Below are 17,192 nucleotides of genomic sequence, written 5' to 3'. Positions count from 1 at the left end.
GTATCACTTCATCCCAGCGGCGGTGCGCTATGACGGCAAGGCGGCGGCGAAGTCGCATGGCTTCCAGGCGCATGTCGGGCCGATGCGGTCGAAGTCGCGCGGCTCGGTGAGCCTGCGCTCGCCCGATCCGAAAGCGAAACCGGTGATCCGCTTCAACTACATGTCGCATCCCGACGACTGGAGCGAGTTCCGCCACTGCATCCGGCTGACGCGCGAGATTTTTGGCCAGAAGGCCTTCGACGGCTTCCGCGGCAAGGAGATTTCGCCGGGCGCCCATGTGCGGACCGACGACGAGCTCGACGCCTTCATCCGCGATCACGCCGAGAGCGCCTATCACCCTTGCGGCACCTGCAGGATGGGCCGCGCCGACGACCTGACCAGCGTCGTCGATCCGGAATGCCGGGTGATCGGCGTCGAGGGGCTGCGCGTTGCCGATTCCTCGATCTTCCCGCGGGTGACCAACGGCAACCTGAACGCCCCGTCGATCATGACCGGCGAGAAGGCGTCCGACCACATCCTTGGCCGCACGCCGCTCGCGCCATCCAACCAGGAACCCTGGATCAATCCGCGCTGGCAGGTGGCAGACAGATAGCGCATGATCCGGCGGGCGCCCTCCCCCGCCCCGGCGATTACCAACGGAGAAGACCATGCGCGCCCAGCCAACGGCATCGCACTACGTCAACGGCCGCTACATCGAGGACGAAGGCGGCGCGCCGCTGCCGGTGGTCTATCCGGCGACGGGCGAGACCATCGCCACGCTGCACTCGGCGACGCCGAATGTGCTGGAATTGGCGATCGAGGCCGCGCGCGCGGCGCAGCCGGCCTGGGCACGGATGAAGCCGGTCGAGCGCGGCCGCGTCCTGCGCCGCGCCGCTGACATCCTGCGCGCCCGCAATGCCGACCTGGCGCGCATCGAGACCCTGGACACCGGCAAGGCGATCCAGGAGACGCTGGTGGCGGACGCGCCTTCGGCCGCCGATTGCCTCGAATATTTCGCCGGCGCAGTGGCGGCCTTCAACGGCGAGATGATCGATCTCGGCGGACCGTTTGCTTACACAAGGCGCGATCCGCTTGGTGTGTGCGTCGGCATCGGCGCCTGGAACTATCCGATCCAGATCGCCGGCTGGAAGTCGGCGCCGGCTTTAGCCATGGGCAACGCCATGGTGTTCAAGCCGTCGGAGAACACGCCGCTCTCGGCACTGGCGCTGGCCGAAATCTACAGCGAGGCGGGCCTGCCCGACGGGCTGTTCAACGTCGTGCAGGGCTATGGCGATGTCGGCGCCGGACTCGTCGGCCATGATGTCGTGGCCAAGGTCTCGGTGACCGGCTCGGTGCCGACCGGCCGCAAGGTGCTGTCGCTTGCCGGTTCGAAAATGAAGCACGCCACGATGGAGCTCGGCGGCAAGTCGCCGCTGATCGTCTTCGACGATGCCGATCTCGAAAACGCCATCGGCGGCGCCATGCTCGGCAATTTCTATTCGACCGGCCAGATCTGCTCCAACGGCACGCGCGTCTTCGTGCAGAAGGGCCTGCATGACCGCTTCGTCGAGCGGCTGATCGAGCGCACCAAAAAAATCCGCATCGGCGATCCACTCGATCCGGAAACGCAAATGGGGCCGCTGGTCAACAAGGCGCAGCAGGAAAAGGTTGTTTCCTACATCGCCGCCGGCAGAGAGGAGGGTGCGACGCTTGCCTGCGGCGGCAACGTGCCGTCGCTGCAGGGCTTCGAAGGTGGCTTCTTCATCGAACCGACCGTGTTCACCGGCGTGACCGATGGCATGCGCATCGCGTGCGAGGAAATCTTCGGACCGGTGATGAGCGTGCTGAAATTCGATAGCGAGGACGAGGTGATCGAACGCGCCAACAATACCGAATTCGGCCTCGCTGCGGGCGTCTTCACCCGCGACCTGCCCCGCGCCCATCGGGTGATCGCCGAGTTGCAGGCAGGCACCTGCTGGATCAACGCCTACAATCTGACGCCGGTGGAAATGCCCTTCGGCGGCGTCAAGCAGTCCGGCATCGGCCGCGAGAACTCGCTGGCGGCGCTGGCGCATTATTCGCAGCTGAAGGCGGTCTATGTCGAGACGGGGGATGTGGCGAGCCCGTATTGACTTGGCGATTGGCCAAAAGCCCGCAGTGACAGCAATCTCCTCTGCAAGGGTAGAGATTGGCAGCTTCTGCGTTGCCGCCAGTTGCCCCCTCACCCCTTCTCGGCCGTCCCGTCCAGATACTGCGTCAGCGCGCAAACCAGATGGTAGAAGATGCTGGCTGGCACGTCGCTCGCCAATGACCGGCCGCGCTCATCGATTCGGTCAATCCAGAGGCCGAGCGGCGCCGGGTCGATGTGCCAGCGGAACAGGTGGCCGACGCGCGCCTCGATCTCCGGCTTGAGGTCCGGCCCACCCGAGCCGTCGAGCGCGATCGCAGCCTTGATCGCCTCGGCCTGCGGCCAGCTGCGCGAGACCGTGTCGAGCGGAAGGCCCTGGCGCGAGACGGCGCCATAGGCAAGGCCGGTGGCGCGGTTGAGGCCGTTCGCGACAGCCGAGGCATAGAGCTTGCGGGCGAAGCCGGTGAGTTCGGCCTGGCCGCTGCGGGCGGCGAAATCGACGAGCAGCGAGGCCCATTCGAAATGGTGGCCGGGTTCGGTCCATGTTCCTTTCTCGCCCGCCACGGGCTTCCAGCCGTCGTCGAAATACTCGCCCAGCGTCCAGCTTTCGGCATCGAAGAAATGACTGCGGAAGAGATCTATGACGCGCGCCGCGCGGCGCAGGTAGGCGCGCTCGCCAGTGGCTCTGTGCCAAGCGAGAAAGGCTTCGAGCAGATGCATGTGCGGGTTGGAGCGACGCTCGCCCTCGCCGTCGGAGGTTTCGAGAAAACCTGTCATGCGGCTGTCCTCGAGATGAGCATCGAGGAAAGCAAAGGTTTCCTCGGCGAGCCGCAACGCATCGGGATGACCCGACATATGCGCGTGCGCAAGCGCCAACAGCACGCAGGAATGGTCGTAGGCATCCTCGACCGGATCGGCGACCGAGCCGTCGATATTGAGCGTGCGCACCCAGCCGCCTTTGTCGGTGCGGCCCCGGCCTGCCATGAAGTCAAGGCCATGAGCGATCAGCCGATCCGCCGGGCCGTCCCAGCCGCGCTCCTTGGCGACGGCGAAGGCATAGATCTGGCGCGCCTGCGTGCGCATGCGTTTCGGCTTCATCAACGGCGCGGTGTCGAAGCTCAGCGCCTCATGGAAGCCGCCATGGCGCTCATCGACACCTGACCTCGACCACAGCGGCAGCGTCTCCTCGAACAGCCAGTGCCGAACGCGGCGCCGCCAGGCGCCGCTCTCGATGACGCGGTCATGCGCCGGCGTGAACCTCGTCTCCAGCCGGCCGGATTTCTCCAGCTGCTCGACGATCTTCTTGACGTGCTGGCTGTGGCTGACCGGCGCCACGAAGGTGGCGTCTGCCGTCGAGACGATGGCCACGTCCTTCATGCCGATGGCCGACAGCAGCCGGCCGTCGCCGCGGATGTAGGAGTTCTCGCAATCGATGGCGACGACATCGCCGAGAATGACGTTACCGTGGCTGTCGGACGGGCCGACATCGAGCAGCGACTGCCACGAACCGAGATCGTTCCAGCGGAATCCGGCCGCCACCATGGCGATGTCCTTGGCCCGCTCCATGATAGCGTAGTCGATCGAGGTCGACGGGATCGCCGAGTAAAGTTCCAGCGGCATGTAGAGCCCGGAAAGATCGTTGGTCGCCGCGTGATAAGCGGCTTCCGTCGCCTGCCAGATCCTGGGCTCGAAGGCGGCGAAGGCATCTCGCATGGCGCCGGCGCGAAACAGGAAAATGCCGGTATTCCAATAGAAGCTGCCGGCGTCGAGATAAGCCCGCGCGGTGGCGAGGTCGGGCTTCTCGACGAAGCGCGAGACGTCGAACACGCCGTCGCGATCGGCCGCGACCTCGATATAGCCATAGCCGATTTCGGGCTGCGTCGGCTTAATCCCGAACACCACCAAGCGACCGGTTCTCGCCGCCGCAGCACCCGCTTCAACGCTCCGCCAGAACTGCCGCGCGGTGGAGATTTCGTGGTCGGAGGGCACCACGAGAACAAGCTCATCGCCAAATTCGGAGAGGGTGCGCAGGCTGGCAAGCGCCACGGCAGCGGCGGTGTTGCGCCCCGTGGGCTCGAACAATGGGCCGCCGCCGGCGAGATCAATGCCGGCAAGATCGGCATGGACGCGGTCGGCATGGCGCTCCGATGCGATGAGAAAGATCGGCGTCTGCCCTTCAGGCCGCGCGGCCAGCCGGCGCAAGGTCTTGGCCAGCATCGAACCGTCGCCGGAAAGGTCGTGGAATTGCTTGGGATTGTCCTCGCGCGACAGGGGCCATAACCGCGAGCCGACGCCGCCGCTCATGACGAAACTGACGATGCGCTGGCTCATGGCTGCCCTGTCAGAAGGTCTGGTTGTAGGCGCCGACTTCGGGACTGCGGCGCAGCACGGCGTCGACGGCTTCGAACATCTGCCGGCGCCGCTCGGACGATACCGGGCTCTCCACCACCACGACAAGCTCGGGCTTGTTCGAGGAGGCGCGCACAAGGCCCCAGGTGCCGTCCTCCGCAACGACGCGCACACCGTTGACGGTGATGAGCGTTACGATCTTCTGGCCGGCAAAGTCAGCACCTTCGCGGTGCATCGTCTGAAAATCCGCCACGACGCGGTCGACCACGCCGTACTTCACCTCGTCGGGGCATTGCGATGACATGGTCGGCGTACCGTAGGTCAGCGGCAACGCGCGGCAGAGATCGGCCATCGAGCTCCGCGGATTGCGGTCGAGCATCTGGCAGACGACGATCGCGGTGATCAGCCCGTCGTCATAGCCGCGGCCGATAGGCGGGTTGAAGAAGAAATGCCCGGATTTCTCGAAGCCGGCGACGGCACCCAGCCCGGCAACGCGGCGCTTGATATAGGAATGGCCGGTCTTCCAATAGTCAGTTGTGGCGCCGTTCGCCCTGAGCACATGATCGGTGGCAAAAAGCCCCGTCGACTTGACGTCGACGACGAAGGCCGAGCCCGGATGGAACGATGAAATATCGCGCGCGAGCATAAGCCCGACCTTGTCGGCGAAGATCTCGTTCCCCTCGTTGTCGACGACGCCGCAGCGGTCGCCGTCGCCATCGAAGCCCAGTCCGACATCTGCGCCCGTCTCCAGCACCTTCTCGCTGATGGCACGCAGCATCTGCATGTCCTCGGGATTGGGATTGTAGCGCGGGAACGCATGGTCGAGCTCGACGTCGAGCGGGATCACCTCGCAGCCGACACGCGCCAGCGCTTCCGGCGCGAAGGCGCCAGCCGTGCCGTTGCCGCAGGCGCAAACGACCTTGAGCTTTCTCGAGATGTGTTTGCCCTTGGTAAGATCATCGACATAGAGCTCCCGGAAACCGGAGATGAACTCGTAGGCACCGTCGCCGCGGAGGTCGAAGTCGGCTTCGAGCACGATCTTCTTCAACGCGCCCATCTCTTCCGGACCGAAGGTGAGCGGCCGCGCCGCCCCCATCTTGACGCCGGTCCAGCCATTCTCGTTATGCGAGGCGGTGACCATGGCGACCGAGGGTGTATCGAGCGCGAACTGCGCGAAATAGGCCATGGGGGACAAAGCCAGGCCGATATCCTTCACCCGGGCGCCCGCCGCCATCAGGCCGGAGACTAGCGCCAGCTTGATCGACAGCGAATAGGAGCGGAAATCATGGCCGGTGACGATATCCGGCCCAACGCCCAGGCGCCGGATCAGCGTGCCCAGACCCATACCGAGCGCCTGGACGCCGATCAAATTGAGCTCCGGCGCCTTGGTCGAGCCGGGATGGCCGACCCACCAGCGCGCGTCGTACTCGCGAAAGCCCGACGCCTTGATCAGCGCCGAGGTCTCGAATTCGAAGCTGTTGGGCCGGGCTTCGCCAACAATCGTGAAGGTCAATGGTCGAAACTCCAGAGAGCCGGAATGCCGATTTATAGAGGGCGCGGCTTATCACGAAAGCCTTTAAGCCGGGCTTTATCCGACGGCTAAATCGCATGCCATCCGGGCAAGATTGGTGAAAGCCGAGAAATGCGACACAAGTGCAGCCATTGACGCTTGCAGGATCGGAAAGTGGCGGCTATAAGCCCGCCGTCTGGTCACGGAGTGTAGCGCAGTCTGGTAGCGCACATCGTTCGGGACGATGGGGTCGCAGGTTCAAATCCTGCCACTCCGACCAGAAAAAACAATGCGTTAGCTTCCTCCCGATTTTGCCTCCCACCTGATAACCCACCTGAAACTCAGGGTCGGGCCGATGACGGTCGTTGCCCTGCTAGCTTCGGCGGTCAAAACGTATCGCTCTGCCGCACTCGGCGGCGAACGTTCCGACCAGCGATTGCAGATCGGCATCGGACTCCTCGGCGCCGATCGCGCGCAACGCGGCGATGCCGGCCGCGATCGAGACAGGTCCGGGGTGGGCGGCAAGCAGCGTTTCGAGCGCGCGTTCGGATTGGTCGTTCGTCATTTCGGACCTTCCTCCTTCCAAACCGGCACCCGGTTGATCTTAATCGCCACCAGGCGCCGGATGCGCAAGCCGACGCCTTCGCGGCCGGTCGGGACGAAGGCCTCAACATCGAGCATACCATGGTCGCCGCCGTTCTCGCATTTCATGCGGTAGGCGACCGAGTCGACGTCGACATCACCAAAAATCTGGATCAGATCCGACGGATGATAATTGTGCTGCCGCTTGCAACAGCGGCACCGCACGCGCACCAGGCGCATGCTGTCGTTCAGGTTCGAGAGCGGATAGTCGCGTCGCTTCGGGCCATAGGTCTCGGGCATGAGAACAAAAAAGGAACATTTTCCTTGATCGTCAAGACCGCCTGTGGAATCTTTTAGGTATGTCTCACAGGTGACACAGAGCAAAGTCCCATGCCAACTCGCTATTCGATCGAGGCGTGTCCCGACGACGCGCAGGTGCTGCACGTCAACTCAATGAGGCCTCACGCAATGGAGGCCGTGGGGTCAATGTCATCTGGCAGCCGGAACGTGAAATCACCAGCCGAGAGTTCCCCGACGACCTGAAGGTTTCGGTCGAATCCGGTTACATCATCATCCTCGAATATTTCCCGGGGAATGAGCGTGAGCCGACACGCTCCGGCGAGGCTGTCCAGACACGCGAGCGAGGGCCTCTCGGTCATGTCTGCGAGCACCGGGGCTGCGAGAAGGATGCCGGCTGGGGGTTTGCTCGCCCGAGACAGCCTTCGCACTGGTTTTGTTTTGAGCCCCGCGGCGAAGGGGAACGCTACCTTCAGAGCGGCACCGATTACAGGTCAGACGCGCCGGGCACACGGTTTATGTTCGTCCGTCTGAAACCTAATCAGCGGTCTCGCGTTGCCTCGTCACATATCACGGGAGCGAAAATGCAAGGTTTGAAGCGGTCGTGTTGGAAGGAAGCCTACGACCTGGACGAGTTTGCGGGGAGGCACGGTCTGACCATCAGACAGGCCGAAATTGTGATCCAGAGCAACGGCCCATCTAAGCACAAATGCGATCTTGCTGCCGCGGCATTCAAGGTCGCGCTCGAACAGTGCAGGCACTTGCGGGAGAGGCGCGAGGCTCCCGGGTATGTCCGCGAACCCTCGGGCGATGTGAACTAAGAGCTCTCCGGCCTCACCGTCTCGACCGCGAGCGACCCAGCTGGAAGCGGCCGCAACAGTTCGCCCTCGGATTTCGTCAGCTTGAGCCAGGCGGACCAGTTCTCCGGCTGAAGGACCACGACCTGACGGTTGTGATAGGGCGCAACGTCGGGACCAGGATCGGTCGTCAGCATGGTGAAGGATGGCGGCTTGTTCCCGGCCGCTTCGCGCCAAAGCCCCGCGATTGCCATGAACGGGGTGCTATTGAGCGTAAAGCGGTGCTTCGCCTTCGGGTACTTCGTGCCGGTGAATTCGAAGAATGCGGAAGCGGGAACAAGACAGCGTTTGCTGTTGCCAAACTGTCGGCCCTCGGAGCGGAAATTAAACACCGGCCCGCCTTTGGGACCGGACGGGGGGAGGCCGAAGGTCATCAAGGCTAACTCGATTGCATCTCCGGCAGCGCGCATTACCGGAGCCGGGTCGTTGATGCGGATATCGTTAGCTTGCGGCAGATCGAGCTCGTTCTGATGACTGGGGATCCTGAAGTTGAGCGAGGCCATGATCCGGCAGTATTCGGCCCAGGCAACATGCTGCTCGTAATCGTTGCACATGGATCATCCCATTTGGACTTTCCCCGTCGGCTACTTCTGCTTCCGGGCGAGGAGACGTGCCTCGCGAAGAAGCGAATTGCGGTCGTTGCCGATCAAATCCATGAGCTCGTGCGCCTGCGCTTCGGTGATGCCGGTTTCCCGACGGGCGCGATCTTCGTTGTTCTCTGCCATTGGAATTGTCCCCAGTGAGAAAGAACACAATTGGAAGGAATAGGTTCCGGCAATTGGCGAGTGGGCGCTACGTGCGTCTAACCTTTGGACGCGCGCAAAATAGCTTGAGCTAGTCGGGCTCCGCAGGTGACTTCAGGCTCTTGTCGGACCGTATCCGCTCCAGCAGCTTGCGGGATTTCTCGATCAAGCGCTGGCTATGCTCTATCAGATATCGGCTCTCCTCCACGCTCTGCAAGACTCGATCTTGAGGGCGGCGGATGTGGCCAATGTATTTTTCATCTTCAGGCATGGCCGAAGAACGTTCCAACCCGAAATGGGTTCAACCCGACGCCGTCCACGGCGGCCGGTACAGGAACGTGAAAAGCTGCTATAGTCCTGAGGCATGCAGCGCAACGAAACCGAATTGGAGATGGTGGAGCGTCACGTCCGCCTGGGACGCGAACACATTGCGCGCCAGAATCAAATCATCGTCCACTTCAAGGACAAGGGTTACCCTAGCGAGGACGCCGAAGACATGCTGGCAACTCTGCTTGGCCTCCAGCGCCAGCACGAAGCACACCTTGCCTATGTCCGGAAAAAGCTGGGCCTGCCCGTTTCAGACTGACATGCCCCCGCACCATGTGCGGCGAAGCAAATTCGGGCTGTCGGGTTCTACCCCAACGGCGGCACGCCAAAGTAATTGTTCCAGTCTTACCATGTGCCGCGATCTCCAACGGTTCCTGAATGATAGGCACCCGATTGGGGCGGCCGTGCAGCTGCACACCTCTATTTTCACGTTTCGTTTATATATGGGCGCGTACTAATGCTTCGTGGCAACGAAAAAAAGCATTTGGGACTTAGTGCGCGGAATCGGCCGGGACCCCGGCGCGAACGTCGCCACTATTTTTGCGCTTAGCCTGCCCATCATCGTCGGCGCTGCCGGACTCGGCGTCGAGACCTCGTATTGGTACTATTCGAGCCTGAAACTGCAGGCGACGGCCGATGCCGCCGCCTATGCCGGCGCGCTGGAGAAGATCGCGGGGTCCGACACCGCGACGATCACGGCGGCCGCGACCCAGTCGGCGACCGATAACGGGTTGGGCAATGGCACTATCAATGTCCACGCGCCGCCCACCTCGGGGCCGAACACGGCCAAGAAGGCTGTCGAGGTGATCCTCAACCAGAACCTCGACACGGTGACGCTGAGCGCGCCGACCTCGGGCACCTATTCGGGCGTGCTGTTCTATGGCGACAGGACCGGCACCAGCGCCACCAGCACCTTCAACGGCACTGCGAGCTCGCTTCTGACCGGTGCCATCTATTTCCCCAAGCAGCAGGTCAACTACCTGGGCAACTTCTCGGGGAGCGGCGGCTGCACCCAGGTCGTTGCCGACAAAATCCAGTGGTCCGGCAGCACGACCATCAAACAGAACTGCTCGAGCCTTGGGATGAAGGACATCCCCTCAGCCCAATCGGTTGCTATCGTCGAGTAATCAGGAATCGCTAACCAGAGCCGCAGAGCCGCCGCCATTTCATCGGGCGCAGCTAATAAGCGCAAGGGGCGCGCTTCATGTTGCCACCAGACGGCTACACCGGCCGCGTGATCGCTAGGCATCGAAACGACCGCGACCCTAGAGCGTGAGGCAAAGGCGCTAGGCACTCGATGAGCCGCTACTTCTTCGACACGTTCAACGGCTCAGCTCACGTGACCGATGAAACCGGCGCGGAGCTGGATGACATCCAGGCGGTAAGGCGGGAGGCATCGACGGCGTTGGCCGAGATGGCGGCTGAGGTTGTTCCAATCGAAGACCGGCTCGAACTCTTCGTCGATGTTCGGGATGAGGCGGGTGCTCCGGTTCTTAAAGCTCGCGCCATATTCGAAATGTTCGAGTGAACTGGCTGCATGCTCAAGGCGTGACCCTCGCCGCCTCTGGTTTGCGGCGAGAAGCACCGGCTTACCTCTCAAAGGCGTTCGTTCAATAGTGCTTGAATAGTCCGGTGTAGCTACCTTTGTAGGTCGGGTCGGCAACGAGAACGTCCGCGCACCACGTGTGAAACTAGGGGCTGGGCCTGCGCTCGAGGTCGCGCCAAGGTATGGCATCGCGGTGCGAAGGAACATTCCTGATGCAAAGTGGTTCGGACGGATGCCAACACTGGGGAACCCTCATGTTCATGCACAATAAGCGACTGCAATACACCGTCCGTGTGTCGGAGCCGAATCCGAAACTGGCGTGCATGATAATGGAGCAATTCGGCGGAGCCGATGGCGAGTTGGCCGCCGCCATGCGCTATTTCGTCCAAGGGCTGGGCGAGGATGATGTCGGTCGAAAAGACATGTTGCTCGACATCGCAACCGAAGAACTAAGCCACCTCGAGGTGGTCGGGTCAATTGTCACAATGCTGAACAAGGGACTCAAGGCACACCTTGCCGAGGGACAGATGAAGGAAGCTGAGCTGTATTTGATGGTTGGCGCCAGCGGCACAACGGCCAAGGAGTCAATCCTGTTTGGCGGCGGACCCGCATTGTGCGACTCGGCCGGAGTGCCTTGGACCGCCGCCTATATCGATTCTCGCGGCGAACCAACGGTGGACCTGCGCTCCAACATCGCGGCCGAAGCTCGTGCCAAGATCGTGTACGAGCGACTGATCAACATCACCGATGATCCCGGCGTCAAGGATGCCCTCGGTTTTCTGATGACGCGCGAAGTCGCCCACCAGAAGTCCTTCGAGAAAGCGCTGTACGCGATAGAGAACAACTTCCCGACGGGCAAACTCCCGGGCATCGAGAAATATGCCAGCATGTACGTCAACACCTCGCAGGGCGAAGGAGACGCCACGGGACCCTGGAACTCGGGAGGCGAATGGGACCGCATCGACAATCTCGAAGAGGTGATGCCCGCCGACGGGGGCGACGGGATGGCGACTGTCAAGCTAAATGCCAAGGACAAGAAGGTCGCGGCCAATCTGGCGGAGCGGACACTCTCGGACCCGGCTTCCGATCCGACCACGGGCGCCGATATTGGAGCAGGGCCGGGGGCCGGCCGCACCAAGAATGGTGACATGGGCGGCGCCGCCAACATCCAGGAGGCGCCGGCGCGGGCAGGCGCCGCAGCTCGCAAAACCAGGTAGCCTTTGCATGGAGCCCTCAAGAACGTCGTTTCGCGTGCGCAAGAGAAACCGCCTGTCGCGACCGAACAGGCGGTTCCCTGGTTCGCGATTCGACTACCCCAGTCGGGTTTAGAACCGGGACGAGCCAAGGCGTGCGATGCTTTCCGTGAAAGGACCTTGCCGACTAGCCGGGCAGTGATCGGTGCGAGCGTGAGCCCGAGGTGACCGTGGCCGAAGGCATTAGTGCACGTGCGGTGACCTGGACGAGGCTCGCAGTCCCGACATGGTTTCAACGGTGTCTGTTCATTGGAAAGCTCTTCATAAAGCGCTGCGACCACATTGAAAGAGCCTGCCGGTGTGAGGGCTCTTTTTTGTCGGACCTTCTCTGAGGCGTGTAGCCGTTCCAATTGGGGCCGACCTGAGGCTTAGCCGATAAAGCCGCCGAGCTAGACAAGCGTTCAGCCAAGCCAACGTTGACGCAGGTCAGCTTCGTCGGTGATGCCGTCATCAAAAGCTTGGAGGATTTCCCTAGCCAAATATTCCCGCTGTTCGCGGTCCTTCTTGGCTTGTCGTCGCTCGTCGCACAACCGGTTAAACACCCGCTGGAGCATGTCCAGATCAGCGGGCCCGTAGACGCCGCTCCAACGCGACGATGACATGAGCGCCGCCCTCGGGAAGGCATCTGCCATTATCTCACAGAACGTCCCAGTGTGGAACGGATTTAGTCCTCAGTCATTAACCAAAGGAGCGGTCGGTTCCGTCAGAATGTAGCCGTCTCAGTGGCAACCTAAAAAAGCCCGTCGCTTACGCTAATTAGCCGCGGCGGGCTTTTCATTCGCTACCACTAAAAACGTGGATGCCTACCACTGAACGGTGGCGCATAATGCATCTCTGCCCCGCCGCGGTTGGCATCGGACTAAGAGCCCGGCCTGTGCGCCCAAGGTCTCCTCGACCCCCTCGGCAGGCCGGGCGCTCGTATTGCGAGAAGTTCGAGGAATCGAGTGCCTTGGCGATGGGCAGTTCGAGCCGTTCCAGTACGGCTATGCGCTCCCGCGGCTGGGCGAGGTGCCGTCTACCCAGGCAACATGCCCGCGCACCACGCGGATGTCATCGGCAAGAGCCATTGACGGTAACGGCATCCACGCGCACGGCGTTCCGGCACTCATTCCGGCAAGCGAGAGCCCGCTCGCCTGAGGGGGGCCGAACGGGCTCCGGGGGAAATGCCCCCACGCGGCGCGGTGAACCTTGGCCGGGGACACACGCCGCGACACCCAACGGGATGGTTGATGGAATTGTTCCCTCCGGCCGATGCGACCTAGTTGGACCAACTGACGCTGTTTTCGAGAATAGGAGAGCCCGCTCGGCCCTGGGAAGTCAAACGGGCTCCGGGGGGAGGCGTTTTCCCCGCCCGGCGTGGCTTGGGCGGCCCAGCCATAACAGCCGCCAGAACACTCGCCGTGAAGCCCGAACCGGGTGACGGTTAAAAGGTTCCATCAGCAACCGCTTGACGAAGAAGCTATCTGCCAGTTTCCTTCCTCGAAGTCCTGCAGGTCGCATGGCGCAGCGTGTGCTCACCGCGAAGGAACAGCACCTGGCTGTCCCGCGTCTATCTCTCTCGCTAGGAGACGCGCCTCTCGAAGTGGAGAGCTCGCGTCGTTGCCGATCAGGTCGATGAGCTCGCGCGCCTGCGCCTCGAGGATACCGGTTCGCGCATGAGAACCGCACTCGAAAACCTTCATCGCCTGGATGCGCTCGTCGTGCTCTTTCTTGCTCTCGGCCCTCAGGTCTCCTCTGGCCGTGGATCCGGATCCGGGCGAAGGTTCCATACCGGCGGCTAGCTATCGCGGAGACGCCTTAGGTGTTCGGTGTGTTGGCGTTGAGCCGCCTGAAACTCCCGCAACCGGTGTTCGGCTTCGCCTATGGATTGGCCACGCACTTCCATTCTGGCGATCAACGCCCGCTGGTGCGCTATGCGTTCCGCGCCCTCTCGAACGTGGCGCTGCGCCATTTCCAACGGGGTTTCGCGGCGGGGCATTGCAGACTGATCATAGCAGGATTCAGCAGTCCCGTCTTGGCTTCTCCTCGGCAATCCGCGAAACGGCCAGAAGCCCGCCAGCCTGAAAGGCCGAACGGGCTCCGGGGAACGCCACCACATATCCCCAAACGGCGCCTCGCCTGGCAACGCGCACCGCGACACCGAACCCAATATCGGTCGGTAGGTTCCATTAGAGAAGGCTTGAGAACCTATTTGCCGCGTCAGAGTTGTAGGCGTATGGCCAAGGGCTTGAAGATAGGCGACGAGGTCGCCATCACCGCGAAAGTGGGCCGTCGAGTCACAGAAGACCGGGTCAGCGTATCGATCCCGTCATACGGGCAGCCTCATTCCATCGTCGACCGAACAGCGAAGGTGAAACCGGCTCAGGAAATCGAGCTGCGAGGTGACGTCACCCGTGTGGATGAGGACAAGGTGACAATCAACCTGGGCATTCCCGTCACCGTGAATGCCGACACGGTTAGGCTGGTCACGCCCTACAAGCCGCCGACGCGAAAGACGCCACTCGTTGACAAGCCGACTTGAGCGATCTGTGCTGCCGCGTGGTTGTCCGTCGCCGCCCATGATAGCCGGTGTTCCAGAACCTAAGCCAACATTTCTTTGATAACCGCATCAAGCGCCGCAAGATCTTCCAGTGCGGCGATTTCCAACGGATCCGCGGCTTGCTCAGGCGTTTTTGGTTCAGGAACGCCCTCGGCGCCTATCGGCACGTAACTCGCCACAAGAATGTCCCGATACTGCTTGAGCAGGATAATCGCCCGATCGATGGTCTTCTGTTCCATCGCTGCACAGTAGCACACGTACCGGCCAATGCGCCATCGAGCGGACCTGACCGCATCCCGCCGGGAGCCTTCCGCGAGCGCCCTGTGAAAGAACGGCCCGCCCCTGATGCCATTGGAGCGGGCCTGCGGAGAAGGGGAGGCTCCGCTGGCGGCTCTGCACGGGGATCGGGAGGGAGGTGCGCCGCCGCGCCCCAAACCTCGTTGAATGCAAGGTGTTCCGCGGCCCCGGAACATTTTCTTTGTGATCCGGTTGGTCTCGGCAGGAGGAACGTCCTAATGGCAGACGACAAGAGCAAGCGCGGCGGCGATCGCGACCGGGTATCAGCAGATCAAGAGTACGAGATTGAATACTTCGCCAAGCGGCACCGGATTTCGCCAGGAGCGGTCAGGGAATTGATCCGCCAGCACGGCAACAGCCGCAAAGCCGTGGTGCGCGAGGCCAGAAAGCTACGGCCGTGACAAGTATTTCAGATTTAGGCCCGCCGATTGTCGGAAATCGGGTGCGGGGCGAGCCTGCGAGCGAGGTCGATCATTTCCATCTGTGCCCCATGTGCGGCCAAGCCGTTGATATGCGCGACTTGCGCCAAGTCATCTGGCATCAAAGGCCCGCACACGAACCGCTTGTGCTGGACGCCTGAAGGATCGCATCGCCCAATCGATCCGTCGACTAGTAGTCCGCCAAACGTACCTCCCGGATGCCGGGCTGCCGGACGGGTCGGAGGACACAGACGGGGCCCCCTCGGCTTTCCCCAACGGCTTGGCCGCCCGCAAATAACTCACTGCTATCGTCCCAACGGCTTGTGAGAAAGCTCAATCAGCTGTCCTTCATCGGTGACGCCGGCCATATAGCTGGCAATGATCCGCAAAGCGCGGCGCTCTCGCTCCGCTGCAGTTTCCTTTGCGAGTGAGCCGCGTTCGAGAATCTGGCAAAGAAATTCAACATCGACAGGTGTGAACGCGCCTTTCGCCAGTCTTGCTGAAGCCATGCCTTTCTCCTCCTGCCAAGCGGGCCCGCCCGACACGCCTGCAGGCGGGCCCTCGACATGACGGCACTTTGGAAGCAGAGGGGAGCATAGCTGTGCCGCCGGGCTCCCAACCTGCGATCCTAAAAGGTGTTCCTTCGTCATGAGCAAAAATCATTCCAAGCGGTCGGACTCGGCCATGGCTAGGGGCTTGAGGCGCAATCAACCTGGGGGTCGAAGAGCCATCCTCACCGCACGGGAACAATGGGGCCCGATAGAGGTTCGGGCTTATGTCGATCAGCTCAGTGTTGCCAGGTTCTTCTTCTGACCTGATTATCCGTAAGCTCCAGATCATCTCTGACCTTACTCGAGCCGACATTACGATTCTGGAGAGTATCGCGGTTCAGGAGCGCGACTACCGGACAGGAGAGGATATCGTGCGCGAGGGCGACCGACCCTCTCATTCCTTCGCTGTTCTGGACGGCCTGGTGGCATCTGCGAAGATCACCGGCGAGGGAAAGCGACAGATCACGTCAATCTTTGTTCCGGGAGACATCCCGGACCTCCACGGAATTCATCTTTCGGTTATGGATTGCACCTTCGCACCACTCACGCCCGCCAGAGTGGGGTTCATGCGCCACGATGCGCTGCGCGCGATCTGTGCCAAACACCCCTCCATCGCCAACGTGTTTTGGCGCTCAACGCTGATCGACGCAGCGATATATAGAGAGTGGGTCACCAATGTCGGAAGGCGGGACGCCTATGTTCGCATGGCTCACCTCTTGTGTGAGCTCATCGTCCGACTCCATGCAGTCGGCCAAATTCAGGACCACGTGGCGGAATTTCCAGTAAGCCAGGCAGTGCTGGGCGACGCAGTGGGGCTATCCACCGTTCACGTCAACCGAGTGCTTCAAGAACTTCGCCGCGATGGCCTCATATCCACCTCGGGCTCGAGGCTCAAAGCGCTCGACTGGAAAGGGCTGGTCCGTGCAGGAGATTTTTACACGACCTACCTGCACCAAAAAAATGTGATGTCACTGTAGGGTGCGTCAGTCTGCCGACGAGCGCACTCGGCCGATCTTATCGCCCTCGATGAAACGGTCCATCCGCTCGTGCAGCGTCGAGACGCTACCCTTCAAGTCGCGGACACCGGTCATCACCTCATCGCGGAATTCGCGCAGGCCGGCCTTGGTGATGTAGGTCTCGGCAACGTGCAGCTTGTGCGCGGCAAGCTGCTCGGCAAGCAGCGATACCGAGCCGATCGCCATGTCTGCCCTGGCATGTGCGTCGCGCGCATCCTTTTTGACCTCGTCCCGAGCCGATTTGATAGCCGCCTCGATGCGCCACCATAGGCCAGCCACCGCGCTGACCACGGCGATCAAGAAGGCAAGGTTCGCATTGAAGTCACTCATTCGCCCCTCCCAGTTCAGCTCGACGCTCGGCGCTGGCCTTGGTGTGGCGGTCGCATTCCGCCGGCGTGTAAAGGCCGATCGCGCAGCCCGGCGCGACCGTCTTGTCGATCTTGTTCTGATCGGCGAGCGTCTTGCCCTGCGCGCCGGCGAGGCTGTTACCGATGGCCGAGCGGAGCGCCGGCGCACCGTTGACGGCGGAAGTCGTACACGCCGCCAGCGTCGATGCAGTCGTCAAAAGACATGCGAGCATCAATGCCCTTTGTGATCGCATCCCGATTGTCCTTTTCGAACTTGGCGCGGACCTCTTCGGCGCCGCGGTGCTTGATGACTTCGTAAGCGGTGAAAGCGGCGCCCGAGACGATCGCCGCAATGGTCGCCCAGGCGATAGCGCCGGCCACCAGGCGCGAGGCGCCGAGGCGGCCGACAAGCAGGCTGATCAGGACGCTCACAGCAGCCACCAGATGAGGAA

General features: G+C 62.1%; 21 protein-coding genes, 1 tRNA gene and 1 pseudogene. 10 read left to right on the top strand and 13 right to left on the bottom strand.

Going from position 1 to position 17,192, the window contains the following annotated elements; all coding sequences use genetic code 11:
• A partial coding sequence (locus tag EOA75_RS13785) for a GMC oxidoreductase (RefSeq protein ID WP_245466628.1) occupies positions 1–592 on the top strand: 592 nt, incomplete at its 5' end.
• A gap of 55 nt (positions 593–647) precedes the next feature.
• Positions 648–2,111 carry a betaine-aldehyde dehydrogenase gene (gene betB / locus EOA75_RS13780; protein ID WP_127324445.1) on the top strand — a complete coding sequence of 488 codons (1,464 nt, stop codon included), beginning with the start codon at positions 648–650 and terminating at the stop codon, positions 2,109–2,111.
• 89 nt (positions 2,112–2,200) lie between these two features.
• On the opposite strand, the gene EOA75_RS13775 is transcribed toward betB, so the two are convergent.
• Together EOA75_RS13775 and EOA75_RS13770 are read right to left on the bottom strand one after the other, a co-directional pair.
• Entirely contained in the window at positions 2,201–4,438 is a 2,238-nt protein-coding gene (locus EOA75_RS13775; protein WP_127324444.1) for an AGE family epimerase/isomerase, read from the bottom strand.
• 10 nt (positions 4,439–4,448) lie between these two features.
• Entirely contained in the window at positions 4,449–5,969 is a 1,521-nt protein-coding gene (locus tag EOA75_RS13770) for a phosphomannomutase/phosphoglucomutase (protein WP_127324443.1), read from the bottom strand.
• Positions 5,970–6,169: 200 nt separating this feature from the next.
• Here EOA75_RS13770 and EOA75_RS13765 point away from each other — a divergent pair.
• Positions 6,170–6,246: transfer RNA gene (locus EOA75_RS13765), tRNA-Pro, on the top strand.
• A 93-nt stretch (positions 6,247–6,339) separates the two neighbouring features.
• Here the strand turns inward: EOA75_RS13765 and EOA75_RS13760 are convergent.
• The 5 genes from EOA75_RS13760 to EOA75_RS13740 form a co-directional block, all read right to left on the bottom strand.
• Positions 6,340–6,531 carry a hypothetical protein gene (locus EOA75_RS13760; protein ID WP_127324442.1) on the bottom strand — a complete coding sequence of 64 codons (192 nt, stop codon included), beginning with the start codon at positions 6,529–6,531 and terminating at the stop codon, positions 6,340–6,342.
• Entirely contained in the window at positions 6,528–6,992 is a 465-nt protein-coding gene (locus tag EOA75_RS13755; protein ID WP_164747378.1) for a hypothetical protein, read from the bottom strand. The genes EOA75_RS13760 and EOA75_RS13755 overlap by 4 nt, the downstream gene beginning before the upstream one ends.
• Before the next feature lie 670 nt (positions 6,993–7,662).
• Entirely contained in the window at positions 7,663–8,256 is a 594-nt protein-coding gene (locus EOA75_RS13745) for an SOS response-associated peptidase (protein ID WP_127324439.1), read from the bottom strand.
• Between the two features lie 30 nt (positions 8,257–8,286).
• Positions 8,287–8,427: a hypothetical protein gene (locus EOA75_RS34015; RefSeq protein WP_164747377.1), complete on the bottom strand. Its 141-nt coding sequence runs from the start codon at positions 8,425–8,427 to the stop codon at positions 8,287–8,289.
• A 109-nt stretch (positions 8,428–8,536) separates the two neighbouring features.
• Positions 8,537–8,716, bottom strand: a complete 180-nt coding sequence (locus tag EOA75_RS13740; RefSeq protein WP_127324438.1) for a hypothetical protein — start codon at positions 8,714–8,716, stop codon at positions 8,537–8,539.
• 93 nt (positions 8,717–8,809) lie between these two features.
• Between EOA75_RS13740 and EOA75_RS13735 the strand changes: the two genes are divergently transcribed.
• The 3 genes from EOA75_RS13735 (at position 8,810) to EOA75_RS13725 (ending at position 10,300) form a co-directional block, all read left to right on the top strand.
• Entirely contained in the window at positions 8,810–9,031 is a 222-nt protein-coding gene (locus tag EOA75_RS13735; protein ID WP_127324437.1) for a hypothetical protein, read from the top strand.
• A 244-nt stretch (positions 9,032–9,275) separates the two neighbouring features.
• Positions 9,276–9,899, top strand: coding sequence for a pilus assembly protein TadG-related protein (locus EOA75_RS13730; RefSeq protein WP_127324448.1), 624 nt, complete (start codon positions 9,276–9,278; stop codon positions 9,897–9,899).
• 170 nt (positions 9,900–10,069) lie between these two features.
• The gene (locus EOA75_RS13725) at positions 10,070–10,300 is read left to right on the top strand and encodes a hypothetical protein (RefSeq protein ID WP_127324436.1); all 231 of its coding nucleotides are present in this window, start codon (positions 10,070–10,072) and stop codon (positions 10,298–10,300) included.
• Between the two features lie 5 nt (positions 10,301–10,305).
• Here EOA75_RS13725 and EOA75_RS35760 read toward each other — a convergent pair.
• Positions 10,306–10,448, bottom strand: a pseudogene (locus EOA75_RS35760) (NAD(P)H-dependent oxidoreductase); the annotation flags it as partial.
• Positions 10,449–10,572: 124 nt separating this feature from the next.
• On the opposite strand from EOA75_RS35760, the gene EOA75_RS13715 reads away from it, so the two are divergent.
• On the top strand, positions 10,573–11,535 hold the full coding sequence (locus EOA75_RS13715; protein WP_127324435.1) for a manganese catalase family protein: 963 nt from the start codon (positions 10,573–10,575) through the stop codon (positions 11,533–11,535).
• Positions 11,536–11,972: 437 nt separating this feature from the next.
• Here the strand turns inward: EOA75_RS13715 and EOA75_RS34515 are convergent, their stop codons facing one another.
• Positions 11,973–12,203 carry a hypothetical protein gene (locus EOA75_RS34515; protein WP_206516994.1) on the bottom strand — a complete coding sequence of 77 codons (231 nt, stop codon included), beginning with the start codon at positions 12,201–12,203 and terminating at the stop codon, positions 11,973–11,975.
• Positions 12,204–13,372: 1,169 nt separating this feature from the next.
• Here EOA75_RS34515 and EOA75_RS35755 point away from each other — a divergent pair.
• Entirely contained in the window at positions 13,373–14,092 is a 720-nt protein-coding gene (locus tag EOA75_RS35755) for a hypothetical protein (protein ID WP_348628662.1), read from the top strand.
• Positions 14,093–14,151: 59 nt separating this feature from the next.
• On the opposite strand, the gene EOA75_RS13695 is transcribed toward EOA75_RS35755, so the two are convergent.
• Positions 14,152–14,349 carry a hypothetical protein gene (locus EOA75_RS13695; protein WP_127324432.1) on the bottom strand — a complete coding sequence of 66 codons (198 nt, stop codon included), beginning with the start codon at positions 14,347–14,349 and terminating at the stop codon, positions 14,152–14,154.
• 276 nt (positions 14,350–14,625) lie between these two features.
• Between EOA75_RS13695 and EOA75_RS13690 the strand changes: the two genes are divergently transcribed.
• Entirely contained in the window at positions 14,626–14,808 is a 183-nt protein-coding gene (locus tag EOA75_RS13690) for a DUF3606 domain-containing protein (protein ID WP_127324431.1), read from the top strand.
• 323 nt (positions 14,809–15,131) lie between these two features.
• On the opposite strand, the gene EOA75_RS13680 is transcribed toward EOA75_RS13690, so the two are convergent.
• Positions 15,132–15,335 carry a hypothetical protein gene (locus EOA75_RS13680; RefSeq protein ID WP_245466627.1) on the bottom strand — a complete coding sequence of 68 codons (204 nt, stop codon included), beginning with the start codon at positions 15,333–15,335 and terminating at the stop codon, positions 15,132–15,134.
• A 266-nt stretch (positions 15,336–15,601) separates the two neighbouring features.
• On the opposite strand from EOA75_RS13680, the gene EOA75_RS13675 reads away from it, so the two are divergent.
• Positions 15,602–16,354 (top strand): Crp/Fnr family transcriptional regulator, encoded by a 753-nt coding sequence (locus EOA75_RS13675; protein WP_245466626.1) that lies wholly within the window; start codon positions 15,602–15,604, stop codon positions 16,352–16,354.
• 6 nt (positions 16,355–16,360) lie between these two features.
• Here EOA75_RS13675 and EOA75_RS13670 read toward each other — a convergent pair whose 3' ends face one another.
• The gene (locus EOA75_RS13670) at positions 16,361–16,723 is read right to left on the bottom strand and encodes a hypothetical protein (protein ID WP_127324429.1); all 363 of its coding nucleotides are present in this window, start codon (positions 16,721–16,723) and stop codon (positions 16,361–16,363) included.
• A gap of 155 nt (positions 16,724–16,878) precedes the next feature.
• Positions 16,879–17,192 (bottom strand): hypothetical protein (locus tag EOA75_RS13665; protein WP_245466625.1); only part of this gene is annotated, 314 nt, incomplete at its 5' end.

Source organism: Mesorhizobium sp. M1A.F.Ca.IN.022.07.1.1 (assembly GCF_003997575.1).
GTDB lineage: Bacteria > Pseudomonadota > Alphaproteobacteria > Rhizobiales > Rhizobiaceae > Mesorhizobium.
The sequence above is the reverse complement of the archived record's forward strand: the minus strand, read 5'-3'. Positions and strand labels throughout refer to the sequence as shown.

Coding starts and splice junctions, on each gene's coding strand:
- betB (WP_127324445.1), top strand. CDS start 648: ATGCGCGCCCAGCCAACGGCATCGCACTACGTCAACGGCCGCTACATC.
- EOA75_RS13775 (WP_127324444.1), bottom strand. CDS start 4,438: ATGAGCCAGCGCATCGTCAGTTTCGTCATGAGCGGCGGCGTCGGCTCG.
- EOA75_RS13760 (WP_127324442.1), bottom strand. CDS start 6,531: ATGACGAACGACCAATCCGAACGCGCGCTCGAAACGCTGCTTGCCGCC.
- EOA75_RS13745 (WP_127324439.1), bottom strand. CDS start 8,256: ATGTGCAACGATTACGAGCAGCATGTTGCCTGGGCCGAATACTGCCGG.
- EOA75_RS34015 (WP_164747377.1), bottom strand. CDS start 8,427: ATGGCAGAGAACAACGAAGATCGCGCCCGTCGGGAAACCGGCATCACC.
- EOA75_RS13740 (WP_127324438.1), bottom strand. CDS start 8,716: ATGCCTGAAGATGAAAAATACATTGGCCACATCCGCCGCCCTCAAGAT.
- EOA75_RS13735 (WP_127324437.1), top strand. CDS start 8,810: ATGCAGCGCAACGAAACCGAATTGGAGATGGTGGAGCGTCACGTCCGC.
- EOA75_RS13725 (WP_127324436.1), top strand. CDS start 10,070: ATGAGCCGCTACTTCTTCGACACGTTCAACGGCTCAGCTCACGTGACC.
- EOA75_RS13715 (WP_127324435.1), top strand. CDS start 10,573: ATGTTCATGCACAATAAGCGACTGCAATACACCGTCCGTGTGTCGGAG.
- EOA75_RS34515 (WP_206516994.1), bottom strand. CDS start 12,203: ATGGCAGATGCCTTCCCGAGGGCGGCGCTCATGTCATCGTCGCGTTGG.
- EOA75_RS13695 (WP_127324432.1), bottom strand. CDS start 14,349: ATGGAACAGAAGACCATCGATCGGGCGATTATCCTGCTCAAGCAGTAT.
- EOA75_RS13690 (WP_127324431.1), top strand. CDS start 14,626: ATGGCAGACGACAAGAGCAAGCGCGGCGGCGATCGCGACCGGGTATCA.
- EOA75_RS13680 (WP_245466627.1), bottom strand. CDS start 15,335: ATGGCTTCAGCAAGACTGGCGAAAGGCGCGTTCACACCTGTCGATGTT.
- EOA75_RS13675 (WP_245466626.1), top strand. CDS start 15,602: ATGTCGATCAGCTCAGTGTTGCCAGGTTCTTCTTCTGACCTGATTATC.
- EOA75_RS13670 (WP_127324429.1), bottom strand. CDS start 16,723: ATGAGTGACTTCAATGCGAACCTTGCCTTCTTGATCGCCGTGGTCAGC.